The 16,555-nt window shown below is 69.0% G+C and carries 16 protein-coding genes; 7 read left to right on the top strand and 9 right to left on the bottom strand.

The features are described 5' to 3' along the window. Positions 1-16: 16 nt before the first annotated feature. From E6C72_RS16955 to E6C72_RS16925, 7 genes are read right to left on the bottom strand one after another with little or no spacing between them, the layout of a single operon-like run. A complete protein-coding gene (locus tag E6C72_RS16955) occupies positions 17-1,078 on the bottom strand; it encodes an ABC transporter substrate-binding protein (RefSeq protein WP_109086889.1) in 1,062 nt (353 codons plus the stop codon). A gap of 32 nt (positions 1,079-1,110) precedes the next feature. Next, complete coding sequence (locus E6C72_RS16950) at positions 1,111-2,229, bottom strand: FAD-binding oxidoreductase (protein ID WP_109086888.1); 1,119 nt, start codon at positions 2,227-2,229, stop codon at positions 1,111-1,113. Next, positions 2,229-3,761, bottom strand: coding sequence for an NAD(P)/FAD-dependent oxidoreductase (locus E6C72_RS16945; protein WP_109086887.1), 1,533 nt, complete (start codon positions 3,759-3,761; stop codon positions 2,229-2,231). The genes E6C72_RS16950 and E6C72_RS16945 overlap by 1 nt, the downstream gene beginning before the upstream one ends. Beyond that, on the bottom strand, positions 3,749-4,039 hold the full coding sequence (locus E6C72_RS16940; RefSeq protein ID WP_085083858.1) for a (2Fe-2S)-binding protein: 291 nt from the start codon (positions 4,037-4,039) through the stop codon (positions 3,749-3,751). Before E6C72_RS16940 ends, E6C72_RS16945 begins: the two co-directional genes overlap by 13 nt. 40 nt (positions 4,040-4,079) lie before the next feature. Continuing rightward, positions 4,080-4,874, bottom strand: coding sequence for an ABC transporter permease (locus E6C72_RS16935; RefSeq protein WP_109086886.1), 795 nt, complete (start codon positions 4,872-4,874; stop codon positions 4,080-4,082). A 7-nt stretch (positions 4,875-4,881) separates the two neighbouring features. Beyond that, complete coding sequence (locus tag E6C72_RS16930) at positions 4,882-5,787, bottom strand: ABC transporter permease (RefSeq protein WP_109086885.1); 906 nt, start codon at positions 5,785-5,787, stop codon at positions 4,882-4,884. Further along, on the bottom strand, positions 5,784-6,878 hold the full coding sequence (locus E6C72_RS16925; RefSeq protein WP_109086884.1) for an ABC transporter ATP-binding protein: 1,095 nt from the start codon (positions 6,876-6,878) through the stop codon (positions 5,784-5,786). The genes E6C72_RS16930 and E6C72_RS16925 overlap by 4 nt, the downstream gene beginning before the upstream one ends. 188 nt (positions 6,879-7,066) lie before the next feature. Here E6C72_RS16925 and E6C72_RS16920 point away from each other — a divergent pair, with 188 nt between their 5' ends. The 7 genes from E6C72_RS16920 to E6C72_RS16890 all read left to right on the top strand — a co-directional run bounded on the left by E6C72_RS16920 (position 7,067) and on the right by E6C72_RS16890 (position 14,271). Further along, positions 7,067-7,960, top strand: a complete 894-nt coding sequence (locus E6C72_RS16920) for an IclR family transcriptional regulator (RefSeq protein ID WP_247875829.1) — start codon at positions 7,067-7,069, stop codon at positions 7,958-7,960. Beyond that, positions 7,957-8,136, top strand: coding sequence for a DUF2256 domain-containing protein (locus tag E6C72_RS16915; RefSeq protein ID WP_109086883.1), 180 nt, complete (start codon positions 7,957-7,959; stop codon positions 8,134-8,136). The genes E6C72_RS16920 and E6C72_RS16915 overlap by 4 nt, the downstream gene beginning before the upstream one ends. Positions 8,137-8,425: 289 nt before the next feature. Beyond that, entirely contained in the window at positions 8,426-9,436 is a 1,011-nt protein-coding gene (locus tag E6C72_RS16910; protein WP_109086882.1) for a BMP family protein, read from the top strand. Positions 9,437-9,453: 17 nt separating this feature from the next. After that, positions 9,454-11,022, top strand: a complete 1,569-nt coding sequence (locus tag E6C72_RS16905) for an ABC transporter ATP-binding protein (protein ID WP_109086881.1) — start codon at positions 9,454-9,456, stop codon at positions 11,020-11,022. Continuing rightward, on the top strand, positions 11,012-12,061 hold the full coding sequence (locus E6C72_RS16900) for an ABC transporter permease (RefSeq protein WP_109086880.1): 1,050 nt from the start codon (positions 11,012-11,014) through the stop codon (positions 12,059-12,061). The genes E6C72_RS16905 and E6C72_RS16900 overlap by 11 nt, the downstream gene beginning before the upstream one ends. A gap of 6 nt (positions 12,062-12,067) precedes the next feature. Further along, complete coding sequence (locus tag E6C72_RS16895; protein ID WP_109086879.1) at positions 12,068-12,991, top strand: ABC transporter permease; 924 nt, start codon at positions 12,068-12,070, stop codon at positions 12,989-12,991. Further along, a complete protein-coding gene (locus E6C72_RS16890) occupies positions 12,991-14,271 on the top strand; it encodes an amidohydrolase family protein (protein ID WP_109086878.1) in 1,281 nt (426 codons plus the stop codon). Before E6C72_RS16895 ends, E6C72_RS16890 begins: the two co-directional genes overlap by 1 nt. Positions 14,272-14,425: 154 nt before the next feature. Here E6C72_RS16890 and hisC read toward each other — a convergent pair whose 3' ends face one another. Both hisC and pheA read right to left on the bottom strand, forming a co-directional pair. Then, positions 14,426-15,517: a histidinol-phosphate transaminase gene (hisC, locus tag E6C72_RS16880; RefSeq protein ID WP_109086876.1), complete on the bottom strand. Its 1,092-nt coding sequence runs from the start codon at positions 15,515-15,517 to the stop codon at positions 14,426-14,428. Positions 15,518-15,658: 141 nt separating this feature from the next. Next, positions 15,659-16,555, bottom strand: coding sequence for a chorismate mutase (pheA, locus tag E6C72_RS16875; RefSeq protein WP_109086875.1), 897 nt, complete (start codon positions 16,553-16,555; stop codon positions 15,659-15,661).

The following is a 16,555-nucleotide window of genomic DNA, read 5'->3' as shown; positions in this document are numbered from 1 at the left end:
CTTTTTCATGTCCTGATTACCGCTCGATTTCCTTGTTCCAGCGCTGGTTCCAGTCCGGGCGCTTCTCGTTGATGACGTCCCAGTCCACCGTCACGGCGTTCTTCATGTAGCCCTGGAACTTGTTCATGTCGTCGGCGACCTCGGCCGGCGGGGTGACCTTGGTGTTGGACGGGATCTGCGCGCCATATTGCAGGGCGGCGAGCTGCGCCTCCGGCCCGAGCAGATAGGCGGCGAGCTTCTGGGCGGCCTCGTTGTCCGGGTTCTTGGCGACGACGCATTCGCCGACCATCAGCACGACCGAGCCTTCCTTGGGCTGGGCGTATTCCACCGGGATGCCCTTGGCCTTCAGGCTGCCGACGCCGGTCGGGGTCAGCGGGAAGATGGCCGCCTCGTTGGTCTGCACCATCTCTGCGATCTTCGCGGAGCTGGGGATGTATTCCAGCACGTTCGGGCCGATGGTCTTGCGCCAGGTGGTGAAGCCCGGATCGACGTTGGCCTCGGTGCCGCCCTTGATGCGGTTGTACATCAGGAAGGCATGCAGGCCGAAGGAGCTGCTGGCGGCCGACTGGACGACGATCTTGCCCTTGTACTTGGGGTCGGCCAGATCCATCCAGCTGGTCGGCGGCGCCCAGCCCTTCTCGTCGAACATCGCCTTGTTATAGGCGAGACCGGTCATGCCCATGTTGACGCCGACCGCCATGTCGCCCTTCAGCCGCGCGGACTGATAGACGTCGTTCAACACCGGCGAGCTGTCCATCTTCTGGCACAGGCCCATGCCGATGGCGCGGTACATCAGCCCGTCGTCCAGGAAGACGACGTGCATCTGCGGATTGTCCTTCTGCGCCTGCAGCTTGGCCAGGATGTCGGACGAGGTGCCGGGGACCACCACCACCTTGATGCCGGTCGCCTTCTCGAAGGCGGGGAAGACGTTCTCGGTGTAGGTCTTCTCCATCGTGCCGCCATTCATGCCGATATAGACCGTCTTGGTCTGGGCGGCGGCGGGGGTGGACAGCGCCGCGGCGGCCGTGATGGCAACCGTGGCGAGACCGGTGAGCGACAGGGAACGCAAGGTGGGCATGCACGTCCTCCAAGGGGCCAAGGGGTGGGTTCTTAAGCGGTCGGTGTGAAGCGGTCGATGCGGAAGGGCTCCAGCGGCATCGGCGTCTCGCCGGTGACCACCAGTTCGGCCAGCGTCTGGCCGACACCGGGGCCGATCTGGAAGCCGGCGCCGGAGAAGCCGAAGGCGTGGAACAGGCCGGGCGTGGTGCGGCTGGGGCCGATGATCGGATTGCGGTCGGGCGTGTAGCCCTCCACCCCGGTCCAGCAGCGGATGACGTGGGCGTGGCGCAGTTGCGGAAACAGCTCCGCCGCGTCGCGCATCAGCGTCAGCACGGCGTCGCGCTGCGGTCGGGCGCGGTCGGCGTCCAGCGCGAAGCCGCGCCCGCCGCCGACCACCATGTTGCCGCGCGGCACCTGCCGGCCATAGACGCCGCCGCCCTCCACCCCGATGTTGACGTCGAGGAAGCGGGGCAGCGGCTCCGTCACCGCCATGTTGGGGTGGAGCGATTCCAGCGGCACCGGCTCGCCGAAGGCTTCCGCCACCCGCCAGGACCACGCCCCGGCGGTGTTCAGCAGGAAGCGGGCGCGGACCTCCAAAGCGTCGCCGCTGAGCAGGACGAAGCGGTCGCCGTCCTTCTCCACCCGGTCGACCGGCGTCTGTTCGCGCACCACCGCGCCAAGCTTCGCCGCGGCACGGGCGAAGGCGGGGGAGACCAAACGGGGGTTGGCATGGCCGTCCTCCGGGCAGAGCGATCCGCCGATGGCCCGGTCGCCCAGCGCCGGCCAGCGCCGTCGGAACTCCTCGCCGACAATGATCTCCAGCCCGAGGCCGAAGCCCTGGGTGCGTTCCCGGTAGTCGATCAGGGACGCAAGGTCGGGCTCGCTCCGCGCCAGCTTCAGATGGCCGGAGCGGATGTATTCCGCATCGGTGCCCAGCAGCTCCGGCAACCGGCCCCAGATGGCGTGGGCGCGCTGGGACAGCGGCAGCTGCTCCAGCGGGCGGCCCTGCCGGCGCACGCCGCCGAAATTGACGCCGCTCGCCTTGGCGCCGCACCAGTCGCGCTCCAGCAGCGTGACCGACAGGCCGGCCTGCCGCAGGAACAGCGCCGCAGACCCGCCGACGATTCCGCCGCCGACGATGGCGACGTCGCAGTCGATCCGTTCCCGCATCACGCGACCTCCCTGCCGCTGGAGCCCTCTCCCCCCCGGGGAGAGGGTTGGGTGAGGGGGACGCGCGGCAGAGCGCTTATGGCAGGTTGGAACGGTGCGTCCGACCGACCAGATCCTCGCAATGCATCCCCCTCACCCTCTCCCCGGGGGGGAGAGGGGATAATCGTCGCGATGGGGAGGGGTTTGATTGGCGGCTGCGCCCGCAGGCGCCCCACCCCATCCGGGCCGGTGCCGAGCGTACGGGACAGCAGTTCCGCCGTGGTGGCGCTGCACATGCGGCCCTGGCAGCGGCCCATGCCGGCGCGGGTCAATGCCTTGGCGCGGTTCATCTCGCGGGCCTGTCCGCTGCGGGCGACCTCGCGCACCGCACCGGCGGTGATGCCCTCGCAGCGGCAGATCATGGTGTCGTCGGCAATCGCGTCGGCCCAGTCCGTTGGGAAGGGGAAGGCCGCGTTCAGGGCCCGGCGGAAGGCGGCGATGCGGGCGAGCCGACCGTCCAGCTCATTCATCCGCTTTCCGTCCACCGGCAGCCCGCGATCCTCCAGCAGGGTCAGCGCCGCGCGCTCCCCCGCCAGTTCCGCCGCATCGGCACCGGCAATGCCGCTGCCGTCACCGGCCAGATAGACGCCGGCAACCGAGCTGCGTCCTGCCCCGTCCCGCTCCGGCAGCCACGCCCGGTCGGCCTCGTCGAAGCGGAAACGGCAGCCGGCGAGATCGGCGAGTTGGGTTTCCGACCGCAAGCCCAGCCCGAAAGCGATAGAGTCGCAGACCGTGCGCCGCTCCTGCCCGCGCGCATCGCGCCAGACCAGCGCCTCGACCCGTTCCGCTCCTTCGGCACGCACCGGGCGGACGCCATTGTGGATCGGCACACCATGGGCGCGCAGCCAGCCGACGAACAGCAGCCCCTTCGCCAGAGTCGCCGGATCCCGCAGCATGCCGGCGGTGGCGCGGGCCTGGGCAATGAAGGGCGTGGTGTCGAACACCCCCGCCACCTCGACCCCGGCCTTCAGATACTGGTAGGCGACCAGATAGAGCAGCGGCCCGGTGCCGAGGAAGGCCACCCGCCGGCCGACGGCGCAGCCCTGGAACTTCAGCGCCACCTGCGATCCGCCGAGCGTGAAGACGCCGGGCAGGGTCCAGCCGGGGAAGGGCAGCACGCGGTCGGTGGCGCCTGTCGCCAGGATCAGATGGCTGAAAGGCAAGGTCTCGCTCGCCCCGTCACTCAGCAGGTCGAGAGCGCCAGCCTCGCAGTTCCACACCAGCGTGCGCGGGCGGTAGTCGACGCGGTCGCGGATTGCCGCCATGGCGCGGTGGACCGCATCGGCCTTGCCGGCCTCGAACCCATAAAGCGCGGTCTTCGGGCGGACGAAACCGCCGTCCGGCGGCTGGCGATAGATCTGGCCGCCCCAGCGCGCCGCCTCGTCCACCACCACCGGACGCAGGCCGGCGGCGACCAGCCGTTCCGCCGCGCGGATGCCGGCCGGACCGGCACCGACGATGACGGGGGGGAGCGGTTCGCTCACGACGTCCACTCCCCGCCGCTCAGCAGGCGCATGCCGTCGGCAATGAAGGTGCCGCAGGCGCGCAGGCGCTCGCCCTCCTCCGTCCGCACCCAGCAATCCTGGCAGGCGCCCATCATGCAGAAGCCGGCGCGCGGGCTGTCGGCGAACTCGGTCCGACGCAGCCGCTCCCCATTGGTGAGCATGGCGGTCATGACGGTGTCGCCCTCCAGCGCCTCCACCGGGCGCCCGTCGAGGGTGAAGCGGACCACGCGCCGGCCCTGTTCGGCCACACGCTGCAACAAAGCCATGATGACTGGTCTCCGAAGAGAGGACGGCCGGAGCGGATGCTCAGTGCTGACCGACCAGGATGCGGTCCAACCCATAGACGCGGTCGAGCAGCAGAACTGCGACCGCGGTGATGCCGATGATGAGCGCCGACACCGCCGCCATCATCGGGTCGATGGATTCGGTGGCGTACATGTACATCCGCACCGGCAGCGTCACCGTGGACGGCGAGGTGATGAAGATGGACATGGTCAGTTCGTCGAAGCTGTTGATGAAGGCGATCAGCCAGCCGCCGGTGACGCCGGGCAGAATCATCGGCAGGGTGACGCGGCGGAACACGGTGGCCTCGCTGGCGCCCAGCGAATAGGCGGCCTGCTCCACGCTGCGATCGAAGCCGGAGATGGCGGCGATCAGCAGGCGCATCACATAGGGGGTGACGATCACCATGTGCGCCGCCACCAGCCAGCCGAAGCTGCCCGCGGCGCCGACGACGGCGAACAGCCGCAGCATGGCGACACCCAGCACCAGATGCGGGATGATCAGCGGCGACAGGAACAGCGCGTTGAGGAAGCCGCGGCCGGGAAACTCCCAGCGGGTGATGGCCAGCGAGGCGGGCACCGCCAGCGCCACCGCCAGCGTCGCCGACAGCACGGCGAGCCACAGGCTGTTCCAGAAGGACTGGACGAAGTCCGGGTGGTGGAACACCGCCTGGAACCAGCGCAGCGAAAAGCCCCTGGTCGGCAGCGACAGGGTGTTTTCCGGCGTGAAGGCGACGAGGCAGACGATCACCAGCGGCGCCAGCATGAAGATGACGACCAGTGTGTGGAAGATCAGGGCAACGGGTCCGTTGCGGGTCATGGCGTCCTCACCCCAGCCGGCGGCGGTAGTGGCCTTCCACCATGCGGTGGTAGGTCAGCATGATGATCAGGTTGGCGGCCAGCAGGATGACGGCGACCGCCGCCCCCATCGGCCAGTTGAGGTCGCTGAGATACTGGTCGTAGACCACGGTGGCGACCATCTTCAGCCGCCGCCCGCCGAGCAATCCTGGGATGGCGAAGGCGCTGGCGCTGAGGCCGAAGACGATCAGGCTTCCCGACAGGATGCCGGGCAGGATCTGCGGCGCCACCACCCGGACGATGGCCGTGGCGCGCGAGGCGCCGAAGGACAGCGCCGCCTGCTCCACCGCCGGATCGAGCTTCTGCAAGGAGGTCCAGACCGGGATGACCATGAAGGGCAGCATGACGTGGACCAGCGCCACCACCACCGTGCCCTCGCTGTAGAGCAGCTTCATCCGGCCGATGCCAAGCGCGATCAGCGCCCCGTTCACCGGCCCTTCCGGCCCCAGCAGCATGCTCCAGCCGAAGGCGCGGACGACGACGGACACCAGCAGCGGCGCCAGGATCACCAGCAGGAAGATCGACCGCCAGGGGTTGCTCATCCGGCTGAGAATGTAGGCCTCCGGCACCCCGATCACCACGCAGATGGCGGTCGCCAGCGCCGAGATGCGGAAGGTGCGCAGGAAGATTTCCAGGTAATACTCGTCGGTCACCACCGACAGGTAATGCTCCAGCGTGAAGCCGCCGGTGCGCCCGGTCGCATAGTCGAACTGATTGAAGGACAGCAGCGCCGTCAGGAACAGCGGCGTCAGCACCAGTGCCGCGAACAGCAGGGCTGCCGGTCCCGACAGGAACAGCGGAGCGGTCGGGAACCGGCGGACCGGCGTCTCGTCGCCCGGCGATGCCGGGGCGGTGTTGGGCAGGGTGGCGCTCATCCCGTCACCTCAAGGGCGACATCCGGCGCCTCCGCCATGGCGCCGCGATGGACGCGCACCACCGACGGGGACCACTCCAGCCCGACCGGGGCGCCCTGCTCGGCCGGGGTGGAGCCGTCGTTCGGCGTCACCACCATCAGCGTGCCGAGCGGCCCGTCGATGTGATAGAGCCACTGGCTGCCCAGGAAGAAGCGGTCGGCGACGCGGCCGGTCAGCAGCCCGTTCGACGGTGCTGTCAGGTGCAGCTTCTCCGGCCGGATGCACAGGGTCACCGTATCGCCCACCGACAGGCCGGCGGTTTCCACCGGCACGGCGATGCCGGCCAGCGACACCGTGGCGCCAGCGCCGGTCGCGCTGGCGACCTTGCCCGGCAGCAGGTTGGTCTTACCAACGAAGCGGGAAATGAACTCCGTCTCCGGATGCTCGTAGATGCGATAGGGCTGGTCGATCTGGGTGATGCGCCCGGCCTCCATCACCACGACGCGGTCGCTGATTGAGAAGGCTTCCGCCTGATCGTGGGTGACCATCACGGTGGTGGTGCCGACCTTGCGCTGAATCTCGCGCAACTCGAACTGCATCGCCTCGCGCAGCTTGGCGTCCAGGTTCGACAGCGGTTCGTCCAGCAGCAGGACCGGCGGGCAGATCACCAGGGCGCGGGCAAGCGCCACGCGCTGCCGCTGGCCGCCCGACAATTCGCGCGGATAGCGTTTGGCATAGGGGGAGAGGTGGACCAGCGACAACGCCTCTTCCACCCGCGGCTTGCGCTCGCCCTTGGGCACGCGCTGCATCTCCAGGCCGAAGCTGACATTGTCGAACACGGTCATGTGCGGGAACAGCGCATAGCTCTGGAACACGATGCCCAGCCCGCGGCTGTTCGCCTTGGCCCGCGTGATGTCGCGGCCATCCAGCCGGATGGTGCCGGCCGACGGTTCGACGAAACCGGCGATCATCTGCAAAGTCGTGGTCTTGCCGCAGCCGGACGGGCCGAGCAGGGAGACGAACTCGCCCTTTTCCACCGACAGCGAAACGTCGCCGACCGCGGTCAGCGGACCGTAACGCTTGGTGATGTTTTTCAATTCGAGGAACGACACGGGGGAATTCTCCCTCTTGCGACACTTGGCACCGGTCTCCGGGCCCCACCTGTTATCCCGATGGTTCCGTTTCCTGACCGTTGGCGTCAATCCGCTTTTTCCATAGGAAGAAAAGATTTTGCAAAAGCTTCCGATATGCGGAATAGATGGGGCAGCGAACATCACCAATTTTCAGAACGGACCTGAATATGAGTGCCGACATCCGCAGCATGGCCAACAAGGGCGCCAATAAGGGCGCCAATGACGGTTCGGGTGGGGATGAAGCGGGCGGCGAGGCGGGCGGCAAGTCCAGCCTCCAGCGCGGGCTGGCGATCCTGCGCCTGCTGGCCTCGTCCAACGAAACCGGCGCAAGGCTGACCGACATCGCCCGCGCGCTCGACCTCACCCCACCGACCGTCCACCGCCTGCTGAAGATCCTGGTGGAGGAAGGGATGGCGGAGGCGGACAAGGCGACCAAGCGATACCGGCTGGGCATCGACCTGTTCGGGCTGGCCGCCCAGGCCGGCAATCCCAACAACCTGCGCGACATCTGCCGGCCGATCCTGCTGCGCCTGTCGGCGACCCTGCGCGACACCATTTTCCTGCTGGTGCGCAGCGGCTTCGACGCGGTGTGCCTGGACCGCAGCGAGGGCCCCTTCCCCATCCGCTCCTTCACCGGCGACATCGGCGGCCGGGTGACGCTCGGCGTCGGTCAGGGCAGCCTCGCCATCATGGCCTTCCTGCATGCGGAGGAGCGGGAGGAGGTCATCCGCTTCAACCTGCCGCGCATGCAGGGGGTCGGCATCATCGACGAGGTCTATCTGCGCACGGAGATCGCCCGGGTGCGCGATCTCGGCTATGCCAGTCGTTCCACCGGCCTGCTGCCCGGCATGTCGGGTGTCGCGGTGCCGGTTCTGGACCGCGACGGCCATGCGGTGGCGGCGCTCAGCGTCGGCACGATCAGCGAACGGCTGAACGAGGAACGGCTGCCGGTGGTGGTCGACATCCTGAAACGCGAGTCCGCGGCGATCAGCCGCCAGTTGAACCCCTTCGACCCTGTGCTGCGCCGCCCCGCCGCGGTGCTGGGAGGCGGCCCGGCGTGAGGGGCGTCAGGAAGGCCGACCTGCCGACCAAGACCTGCCCCGTCTGCAACCGCCCTTTCACCTGGCGGAAAAAATGGGAGCGAGTGTGGGACGAGGTGAAATACTGCTCCGACCGCTGCCGCGGCGATGCCCGGAAATGCGGAGACCGTCAGGAGGACGGCACGCCGCGATCCTGACCAAGTCGTCAAGACGAGTTGCCCTTTTTTCGGTCACATGCCAGCATTCTGACCGGCCGGATTACCGCGTCCGCAAGGCGGGCGGCGGTTCCGGTCGATGGCATTTCCGTTGCATTTGCATGTGCGGCCCCGGTGGGGGCCATGGATCGCGGGAGCATTCCCGGGTATTCATGTTCCATGCGGCTCAGCCGCACTGCTGCCAACAGATGCAGCCAATGACACTCAGCGACAAAGGGGGCTCACGATGTCGGTTCGGGGGATGGGGGATCGGGCGAAGACCGCTCTGGGAATGACGCGCCGTGCGATGCTGTGCGGCATCGCCACCGCGGCCTTTGGGGCGGTGGCCTTCGCGGCGGTGGCTGGCGGCTCGCTGCCGGCCTTCGCGCAGGGCAAGCTGAAGGTCGCCGGCATCTACACCGTGCCGATCGAGCAGCAGTGGGTCAGCCGCATCCATGTCGCGCTGAAGGCCGCCGCCGACCGCGGCGACATCGAGTATGTCTGGGCCGAGTCGGTCGCCAACACCGACTATGAGCGCGTGATGCGCCAGTATGCCGAGGCCGGGCAGCAGCTGGTCTTCGGCGAGGTGTTCGGGGTGGAGCGCGCCGCCCGCGCCGTCGCCAAGGATTATCCGAAGACCGCCTTCGTCATGGGCTCCAGCTTCAAGCCGCAGGAGCCGAACTTCTCGGTCTTCGACAATTACATCCAGGAGCCGGCCTACCTGTCCGGCATGGTCGCCGGCGGCATGACCAAGTCGAACATGATCGGCATGGTCGGCGGCTATCCGATCCCCGAGGTCAACCGCCTGATGAACGCCTTCATGGAAGGCGCCAAGGAGGTCAACCCGCAGGTCAAGTTCTCCGTCAGCTTCATCGGCTCCTGGTTCGATCCGCCGAAGGCCAAGGAAGCCGCCTTTGCCATGATCGACCGCGGCGCAGACGTGATGTACGCCGAGCGCTTCGGCGTGTCCGACGCCGCCAAGGAGCGCAAGGTGCTCGCCATCGGCAACGTCATCGACACCCAGCCGCAATATCCCGACACCGTCGTCGCCAGCGCCCTCTGGCACATGGAGCCGTCGGTGGAGCGCGCCATCGCCGCGGTAAAGGCCGGCAGCTACAAGGCCGAGGATTACGGCCCCTATAGCATGATGGCGCACAAGGGCTCCAGCCTGGCGCCGCTCGGCACCTTCGAGTCGAAGGTTCCCGATGCCATCAAGGCGAAGGTGACGGAGCGCGAGCAGCAGATCCGCGACGGCAAGTTCACCGTGAAGGTCAACGACGCCGAGCCGAAGTCGACGATGTGACGCCCGGCGTATCCGCAATGTCATCACCCGTGAAAGGCGGGCCGGAGGTCGTCCTCCGGCTCGCCGGCATTTCCAAACGGTTCGGCCCGCTGCTCGCCAACGACGGCATCTCGCTGACGCTTCGCGCTGGCGAGGTGTTGGCTTTGTTGGGCGAGAACGGCGCCGGCAAGACCACCCTGATGAACATCCTCTTCGGCCATTACGTCGCCGACGAGGGGACCATCGAGGCATTCGGCCGCCCACTGCCGCCGGGTTCTCCCCGCGCGGCGCTGAAGGCCGGCATCGGCATGGTCCACCAGCATTTCACCCTAGCGGACAATCTGTCGGTGCTGGACAACATCGCCGTCGGCACCGAATCGCTGTGGCGCTGGCGCTCCGACCGGAGTGCGGCCCGCCGCCGGCTGCTCGACCTCTCCCAGCGCTTCGGGCTGGAGGTGCGGCCGGACGCGCTGGTCGGCGAGCTGTCGGTCGGCGAGCGCCAGCGGGCGGAGATCCTCAAGGCGCTCTACCGCGACGCCCGCATCCTGATCCTGGACGAGCCGACCGCGGTGCTGACGCCGCAGGAATCGGCAGGACTGTTCGAGACGCTGCGCCGGCTGACCGCCGACGGGCTGGCCGTCGTCTTCATCAGCCACAAGATGAACGAGGTTTTCGCCGCCAGCGACACCGTCGCCGTCCTGCGCGCCGGCAAGCTGGTCGCCACCCACGCGACCGCCTCGACCGACCGCGCCAAGCTGGCCGAGTTGATGGTCGGCCGCAGCGTCAAGCCGCCGGCCCCAGCCCCGCTCAGCCCCGGCGAGCCGGTGCTGGAGTTGGCGGGCGTCACGGTGGCCTCCGGCCATGGCCGTCCGCTGCTGGACGGGGTCGATCTGACGGTGCGCCGCCATCAGGTGGTCGGCATCGCCGGCGTGTCCGGCAACGGCCAGACAGCGCTGGCCGAACTGGTCAGCGGCCTGATCCGCCCCGACTCCGGCCGGCTGTCCTTGAAGGGCAGCGCGGTCGAGCATGGCGATCCCGCCGACATGGTGCGGCGCGGCGTCGCCCGCATCCCGGAGGACCGGCACAGCGCCGGTCTGGTCGGTGCCATGGCGGTGTGGGAAAACCTGATCGCCGAGCGCTATCACGACTCCGCCTTCTCGCGCTTGGGCGTGCTGCGGCGCGGGGCAGCACGCACCTACGCCCGCAAGGTGATCGAGGAGTTCGACGTCCGCTGCCCCGGCCCCGATGCCCGGACACAGCTGCTGTCGGGTGGCAACATGCAGAAGCTGATCCTGGGCCGCACGCTGGCCCATGGGCCGGACCTGATCCTGGCGAGCCAGCCGACGCGCGGGCTCGACATCGGCGCGGTGTCCTACGTCCACAGCCGTCTGCTCGATGCCCGCGCCGCCGGGGCCGGCGTGCTGCTGATCTCCGAGGATCTGGACGAGATCCTGGCGCTGGCCGACTGCGTCACCGTCGCCTATCACGGGCGCCTCACCCCGCTGCTGCCGCATGACCGGGTGTTGGTCAGCCAGCTCGGCCTGCTGATGGCCGGGCATTGGGACGTTTTGCGCGACATTCTGCCGGAGACCGTTCATGCGGCTTGAACCGCGCACCGATACCCCGCTCGCCCTGCGGCTGCTGGCGCCCGTGGGCGCCGTGGTCGCGGCGCTTGCTCTCTGCGCCCTGCTGGTCGCCTGGACCGGCGCGCCGGTGCTGCGCGCCTATGGACTGCTGTTCGAAGGCGCCGTCGGTTCCCGCTTCGCCCTGACCGAAACGCTGACCCGCGCCACCCCGCTGATCCTGACCGGCCTTGCCGCCGCCGTCGCCTTCCGCGCCAAGCTGTGGAACATCGGGGCGGAGGGCCAGCTCTACATGGGCGCGCTGGCCGCCGTGGTGGTCGGCGGCGGCATGCTCGACCTGCCGGCCTGGGCGCTGATCCCGGTTGTGATGATCGCCGGCATGGCGGCGGGCGGCGTCACCCTGCTCGGCCCCGCCGTGCTGAAGGTCCGCTTCGGCGTCGACGAGGTGGTGACCACCCTGCTGCTGAACTTCGTCGTCCTGCTGCTGGTGTCGCTGCTGCTGGAAGGCGCCTTGAAGGACCCGATGGGCATGGGCTGGCCGCAATCGGCGCCGGTGGTCGAGGCGGCGGAGCTGCCCAAGCTGGTGGCCCGCACCCGGCTGCATGCCGGGCTCGCCATCGCGCTCGGCCTGTCGCTGCTGCTGTGGCTGGTCGACACCCGGACCATCTGGGGCTACGAGAACCGCGCGGTCGGCGCCAACCCGCGCGCCGCCGCCTTCGCCGGCATGCCGGTGACGCGGGTCATGCTGCGCACCGCCCTGCTGTCGGGCGGTCTTGCCGGGCTGGCCGGGGCGGCGGAAGTCTGCGGGCTGAAAGGCTACCTGACGCTCGACCTGTCGCCGGGCTTCGGCTACAGCGGCATCGTCGTCGCCATGCTGGCGCAGCTGCACCCGATCGGGGTGGTGGGGGCCGCGCTGTTCATCGCCGGCATCTTCGTCGGCGCCGACGCCATGAGCCGGGCCATGCCGGTTCCCAACTACATCGCCGATGTCCTGGTCGCCGCCAGCCTCTTGTGCATGCTGGTCGCCGGGCTGCTGGCGCGCTACCGGCTGCGGCGGGGGTAAGGGGTTATGGATTTCCTGTCGATCCTCCTCGACATCCTGCTGTCGGCCGCCTTCTGGACCGCGGTGCTGCGCATCGCCACCCCCTATGTGCTGGGCACGCTGGGCGAGCTGGTGTGCGAGCGGGCCGGAGTTCTCAATCTCGGCATCGAAGGCATCATGACGCTGGGCGCCATGGCCGGCTGGATGGCGGTCTACCAGGGGGCCGACCTGTGGACCGGCGTGCTGGTCGCGGCATGCTGCGGTGCGCTGCTCGGCCTGCTGCATGCGGCGCTGACCGTGCCGCTCGGTCTGTCGCAGCATGTGACCGGCATCGGCGTGACCCTGCTGGGCACCAGCCTGTCCTATTTCGTCTACCGTCTCGTCCTGCCGCAGGCCAGCACCCCGCCGACCGTCGAGCCGTTCCAGCCGCTGGCCCTGCCCGGCGCCCTGGCCCAGACGCCGCTGACCTACCTTGCGTTCCTGCTGGTCGCGGTGGTCGCCTATGTCCTCTACCGCACGCCGGTCGGGCTGGCCGTGCGGATGGTCGGCGAGAATCCGGCCGCCGCCGAGGCGCAGGGGCTGAACGTCACCGCCATCCGCATCGGTGCCGTGGTGGCGGGCAGCGCGCTGATGGCGCTGGCCGGCGCCTTCCTGACGCTGTCGGCCTTCAACGCCTTCTTCTTCAACATGGTCAACGGGCGCGGCTGGATCTGCATCGCGCTGGTGGTCTTCGCCTCCTGGCGGCCGGGCAAGGCGATGCTGGGCGCCCTGCTGTTCGCGGTGTTCGACGCGCTGCAGCTGCGGCTGCAGCAGGCCAGCGGCGGCGTCCTGCCCTACCAGCTGTTCCTGATGATGCCCTATCTGTTGAGCATCCTGGCGCTGGTTCTGGTGGCCCGCCGGGCCTCCTACCCGCGCGCCCTGATGATTCCGTACCGCAAAGGAGAACGCTGATGTTCGACCTGATCCTGCGCCGCGCCACCCTGCCGGATGGCCGCACCGGTATCGACATCGGCATCAAGGACGGGCGCATCGCCGCGGTCGAAGCCACTCTGGCCGGCGAGGCGGGCACCGAGATCGACGCCACCGGCCGGCTGGTCAGCCCCCCCTTCGTCGATGCCCATTTCCATATGGACAGCACGCTCAGCTACGGCCTGCCGCGGGTGAACCGGAGCGGCACCCTGCTGGAAGGCATCGCGCTGTGGGGCGAGCTGAAGCCGCAGCTGACCCAGGACGCCATCGTCGAGCGGGCGCTCGCCTACTGCGACTGGGCGGTCGGGCGCGGCTTGCTGGCGATCCGCAGCCATGTCGACATCTGCGATCCGCGCCTGCTGGCGACCGAGGCGCTGCTCGACGTCAAGAAGCGCGTCGCCCCCTATCTCGACCTGCAACTGGTCGCCTTCCCGCAGGACGGCGTTCTCCGCTCGGCCGGCGCCAAGGAGTTGCTGGTGCGGGCGCTGGACATGGGCGTCGATGTCGTCGGCGGCATCCCGCATTTCGAACGCACAATGGCCGACGGCGCGGCCTCGGTCCGGCTGCTCTGCGAGATCGCGGCGGAGCGCGGGCTGCTGGTCGACATGCATTGCGACGAGAGCGACGACCCGCTGTCCCGCCATGTCGAGACACTGGCCTACGAGACGCAGCGGCTGGGGATGCAGGGCCGGGTGACGGGGTCGCACCTGACCTCCATGCACTCGATGGACAATTACTATGTCTCCAAGCTGATCCCGCTGATGGCGGAGGCGCGGCTGGGGGTGATCGCCAACCCGCTGATCAACATCGTCCTCCAAGGCCGCCACGACACTTATCCCAAGCGCCGGGGCATGACCCGCGTACCGGAGCTGATGGCCGCCGGACTGACCGTCGCCTTCGGCCATGACTGTGTGATGGACCCCTGGTATCCGCTGGGCTCCGGTGACATGCTGGAGGTGGCGCATATGGGGTTGCATGTCGGCCAGATGACCGGACAGGACGGCATGAAGGCCGCCTTCGACGCGGTGACGGTCAACCCGGCCAGGCTGCTGCATCTGGACGGCTATGGGCTGGAGCCGGGCTGCAACGCCGACCTCGTGGTGCTCCAGGCCGGCAGCCCGGTGGAGGCGATCCGCACCCGCGCCGCCCGCCTGTTCGTGCTGCGCCGGGGACGGATCGTCAGCCGCTGCGAGCCGGTGCAGGCGAAGCTCGATTTGCCGGGGCGACCGGAGACCGTCGATTTCCTGCTGAAGCGGGGGTGAGGCACGTGAACGAGAGTCCCCTCTCCCCCCCCGGGGAGAGGGTTAGGGTGAGGGGGGCGCACAGCAAGGATTCTCGGGATGGCCACGCAGCGCATCCCCCTCACCCCGCCCCTCTCCCCGGGGGGGAGAGGGAGATTCTCCCAAGCCGGAACACTCAAGCCTTCAGGAAATCCCGCAACGCCTCGGCGACCGCGCGCATCTCCTGCTCGGTGCCGATGGTGACGCGCAGGCAGCTCGGCAGGCCGTAGGACGGCATCTGGCGGACCAGGATGCCGCGGGCCTTCAGGAACTGGCGGGCGGCCTCGGCATCGTCCTTGCCGGCGGGCTGGCCCTTGAAATCGACCAGCACGAAGTTGGTCACGCTGGGATGCACCGTCAGGCCCAGCTCCCGCACGGTGGCGGAGAACCATTCGCGCCAATGCTCGTTGTGGCGGCGGGAGCGGTCGAGGAACTCGGCATCCTCCACCGCGGCGACGCCGGCGACATGGGCGGCATTCGACACGTTGAAGGGGCCGCGCACCCGGTTCAGCACGTCGACGATCCCCGCCGGCCCATAGCACCAGCCGATGCGCAGGGAGCCCAGCGCGAAGATCTTCGAGAAGGTGCGGGTCATCACCACGTTGGGGAACCGCTCCACCAACTCCTCGCCGGCGGTGTAGTCATCCTTGTTCATGTATTCGGCATAGGCCGCGTCGATGACCAGGATGACGTCCGGCGGCAGGCCGGCATGCAGCCGCGCCACCTCCGAGGCCGGCAGATAGGTGCCGGTCGGGTTGTTCGGGTTGGCGAGGAAGACCAGACGGGTGCGCGGGGTGACGCGGGCCAGCAGATTGTCGACGCTGGCGGTCAGCCCGTCCTCCGGCGCCGTCACCGGGGTGGCGCCGACCGACTTGGCGCCGATCGGGTACATCAGGAAGCCGTATTGCGAATACAGCACCTCGTCGCCCGGTCCGGCATAGGAGCGGATCAGCAGGCTGATGATCTCGTCCGACCCGGCACCGCAGACGATGCGGTCGGCATCCAGGTTGAAGCGCTTGGCGATGGCGCCGCGCAGCGCGGCCGAACCGCCATCCGGATAGCGATGCAGGGTTCCGGCCGCCGCCGCATAGGCCTCCATCGCCTTCGGGCTCGGCCCCAATGCCCCTTCGTTTGAGGCGAGACGGATATGACCCTGATGCTCGCCGCCGACATAGGCGGCGATGTCGAGAATCCCCGGACGCGGCTGTGGGCCGTTCGGCTGGGTCATGGTCTGCTTACCTTCCGACGATGGTGGATGGGCGGTTCATGGATCGGGAGGAACAGTTCCGACGGCACTGTTCCATCGTTTCACGGAGGGCCGGCAGGATAAGGCAGGAGCCGCCCCGGCGGCTCGCCTCATTCGTGCACATCAGCCCAGAGCGAGCGGCACGGCATAGCCGCCGACGACATTGACCCGCACCGGGATGTCCCCGGTGCGTTCGGTCAGCCGGGCCAGGCGGGGGTCGCCCTGGCCGACGAAATCGGCGATCTCGACCAGATGGACCGACGGGCCGCCGCCGCTCATCCCGGTGGCGTGGCCGGCCGGATGCCAGGTGCAGAAGCCGACCGGCGGCAGGCCGCAGGCCTCCAGCGCATCCTTCAGACGGCCGCGGCTGAGGTCGCCGCCGATCTCGATGCTCAGCAGGGTGCGGTCGTCGCCGGTCGGCTCGTGCGGGACGGCGGCGATGGCGAGCGCGTCGCGGTTCTCGCCGCGGGCATTGCCGCGCCCGCCGAAGGGCAGCCGCGCCACCACCTGCGGCCGGCCGGCGTCGGCCGACACCAGGAAACGCCACCAGGGGTCCGAATCGTCCTCGGCCGGATAGGGCACCACGGCGACTGTCGCGGTTCCCTCCGACACCGCACGCAGGGCGGCGGCGGGGGTGTTGACGGCGGTCATCGGCACGAACCCGCCGAAATGGTCGCGCGCCACGTCCCAGAATCCGCGGCGGTCCTCCGGCGCATAGACGGCGACGGCGAAGGGCCCCTGCATGCGGGTGAAGGCGGTGATCATCTCCCGCCAGATGCGGACGACGACCTGGGCGGGGAAGGTGCCGGCATGGCGGGCCATCAGGCGGCGCAGGATGGTCGCCTCGCGCGCCGGGCGCAGGAAGACGGGCTGGGCGCCGACTTCCGCCGCGCCATTGCCCTTGGCCGCTCCGATGCGTTCCACCACGGCGGCGCGGCGCATCAACAGGTCATGGATCGCGTCGTCGATCTGGTCGATTTCGCGGCGCAAATCGTCGAGCGGGGTCCGTGCGGAGGCCAT

Origin of the sequence: Azospirillum sp. TSH100, from assembly GCF_004923295.1 — a bacterium.
Taxonomy (GTDB): Bacteria; Pseudomonadota; Alphaproteobacteria; order Azospirillales; family Azospirillaceae; genus Azospirillum.
This window is presented reverse-complemented; position numbering and strand designations above follow the sequence as displayed.

What these genes read in the sequence shown, in the direction of transcription:
- E6C72_RS16895 (WP_109086879.1), top strand. Translation starts at nt 12,068, where the DNA reads ATGGATTTCCTGTCGATCCTCCTCGACATCCTGCTGTCGGCCGCCTTC.
- E6C72_RS16950 (WP_109086888.1), bottom strand. Translation starts at nt 2,229, where the DNA reads ATGCGGGAACGGATCGACTGCGACGTCGCCATCGTCGGCGGCGGAATC.
- E6C72_RS16890 (WP_109086878.1), top strand. Translation starts at nt 12,991, where the DNA reads ATGTTCGACCTGATCCTGCGCCGCGCCACCCTGCCGGATGGCCGCACC.
- E6C72_RS16935 (WP_109086886.1), bottom strand. Translation starts at nt 4,874, where the DNA reads ATGACCCGCAACGGACCCGTTGCCCTGATCTTCCACACACTGGTCGTC.
- E6C72_RS16930 (WP_109086885.1), bottom strand. Translation starts at nt 5,787, where the DNA reads ATGAGCGCCACCCTGCCCAACACCGCCCCGGCATCGCCGGGCGACGAG.
- E6C72_RS16900 (WP_109086880.1), top strand. Translation starts at nt 11,012, where the DNA reads ATGCGGCTTGAACCGCGCACCGATACCCCGCTCGCCCTGCGGCTGCTG.
- E6C72_RS16905 (WP_109086881.1), top strand. Translation starts at nt 9,454, where the DNA reads ATGTCATCACCCGTGAAAGGCGGGCCGGAGGTCGTCCTCCGGCTCGCC.
- E6C72_RS16910 (WP_109086882.1), top strand. Translation starts at nt 8,426, where the DNA reads ATGACGCGCCGTGCGATGCTGTGCGGCATCGCCACCGCGGCCTTTGGG.
- E6C72_RS16940 (WP_085083858.1), bottom strand. Translation starts at nt 4,039, where the DNA reads ATGGCTTTGTTGCAGCGTGTGGCCGAACAGGGCCGGCGCGTGGTCCGC.
- pheA (WP_109086875.1), bottom strand. Translation starts at nt 16,555, where the DNA reads ATGGCCTCCGCACGGACCCCGCTCGACGATTTGCGCCGCGAAATCGAC.
- E6C72_RS16920 (WP_247875829.1), top strand. Translation starts at nt 7,067, where the DNA reads ATGAGTGCCGACATCCGCAGCATGGCCAACAAGGGCGCCAATAAGGGC.
- E6C72_RS16955 (WP_109086889.1), bottom strand. Translation starts at nt 1,078, where the DNA reads ATGCCCACCTTGCGTTCCCTGTCGCTCACCGGTCTCGCCACGGTTGCC.
- hisC (WP_109086876.1), bottom strand. Translation starts at nt 15,517, where the DNA reads ATGACCCAGCCGAACGGCCCACAGCCGCGTCCGGGGATTCTCGACATC.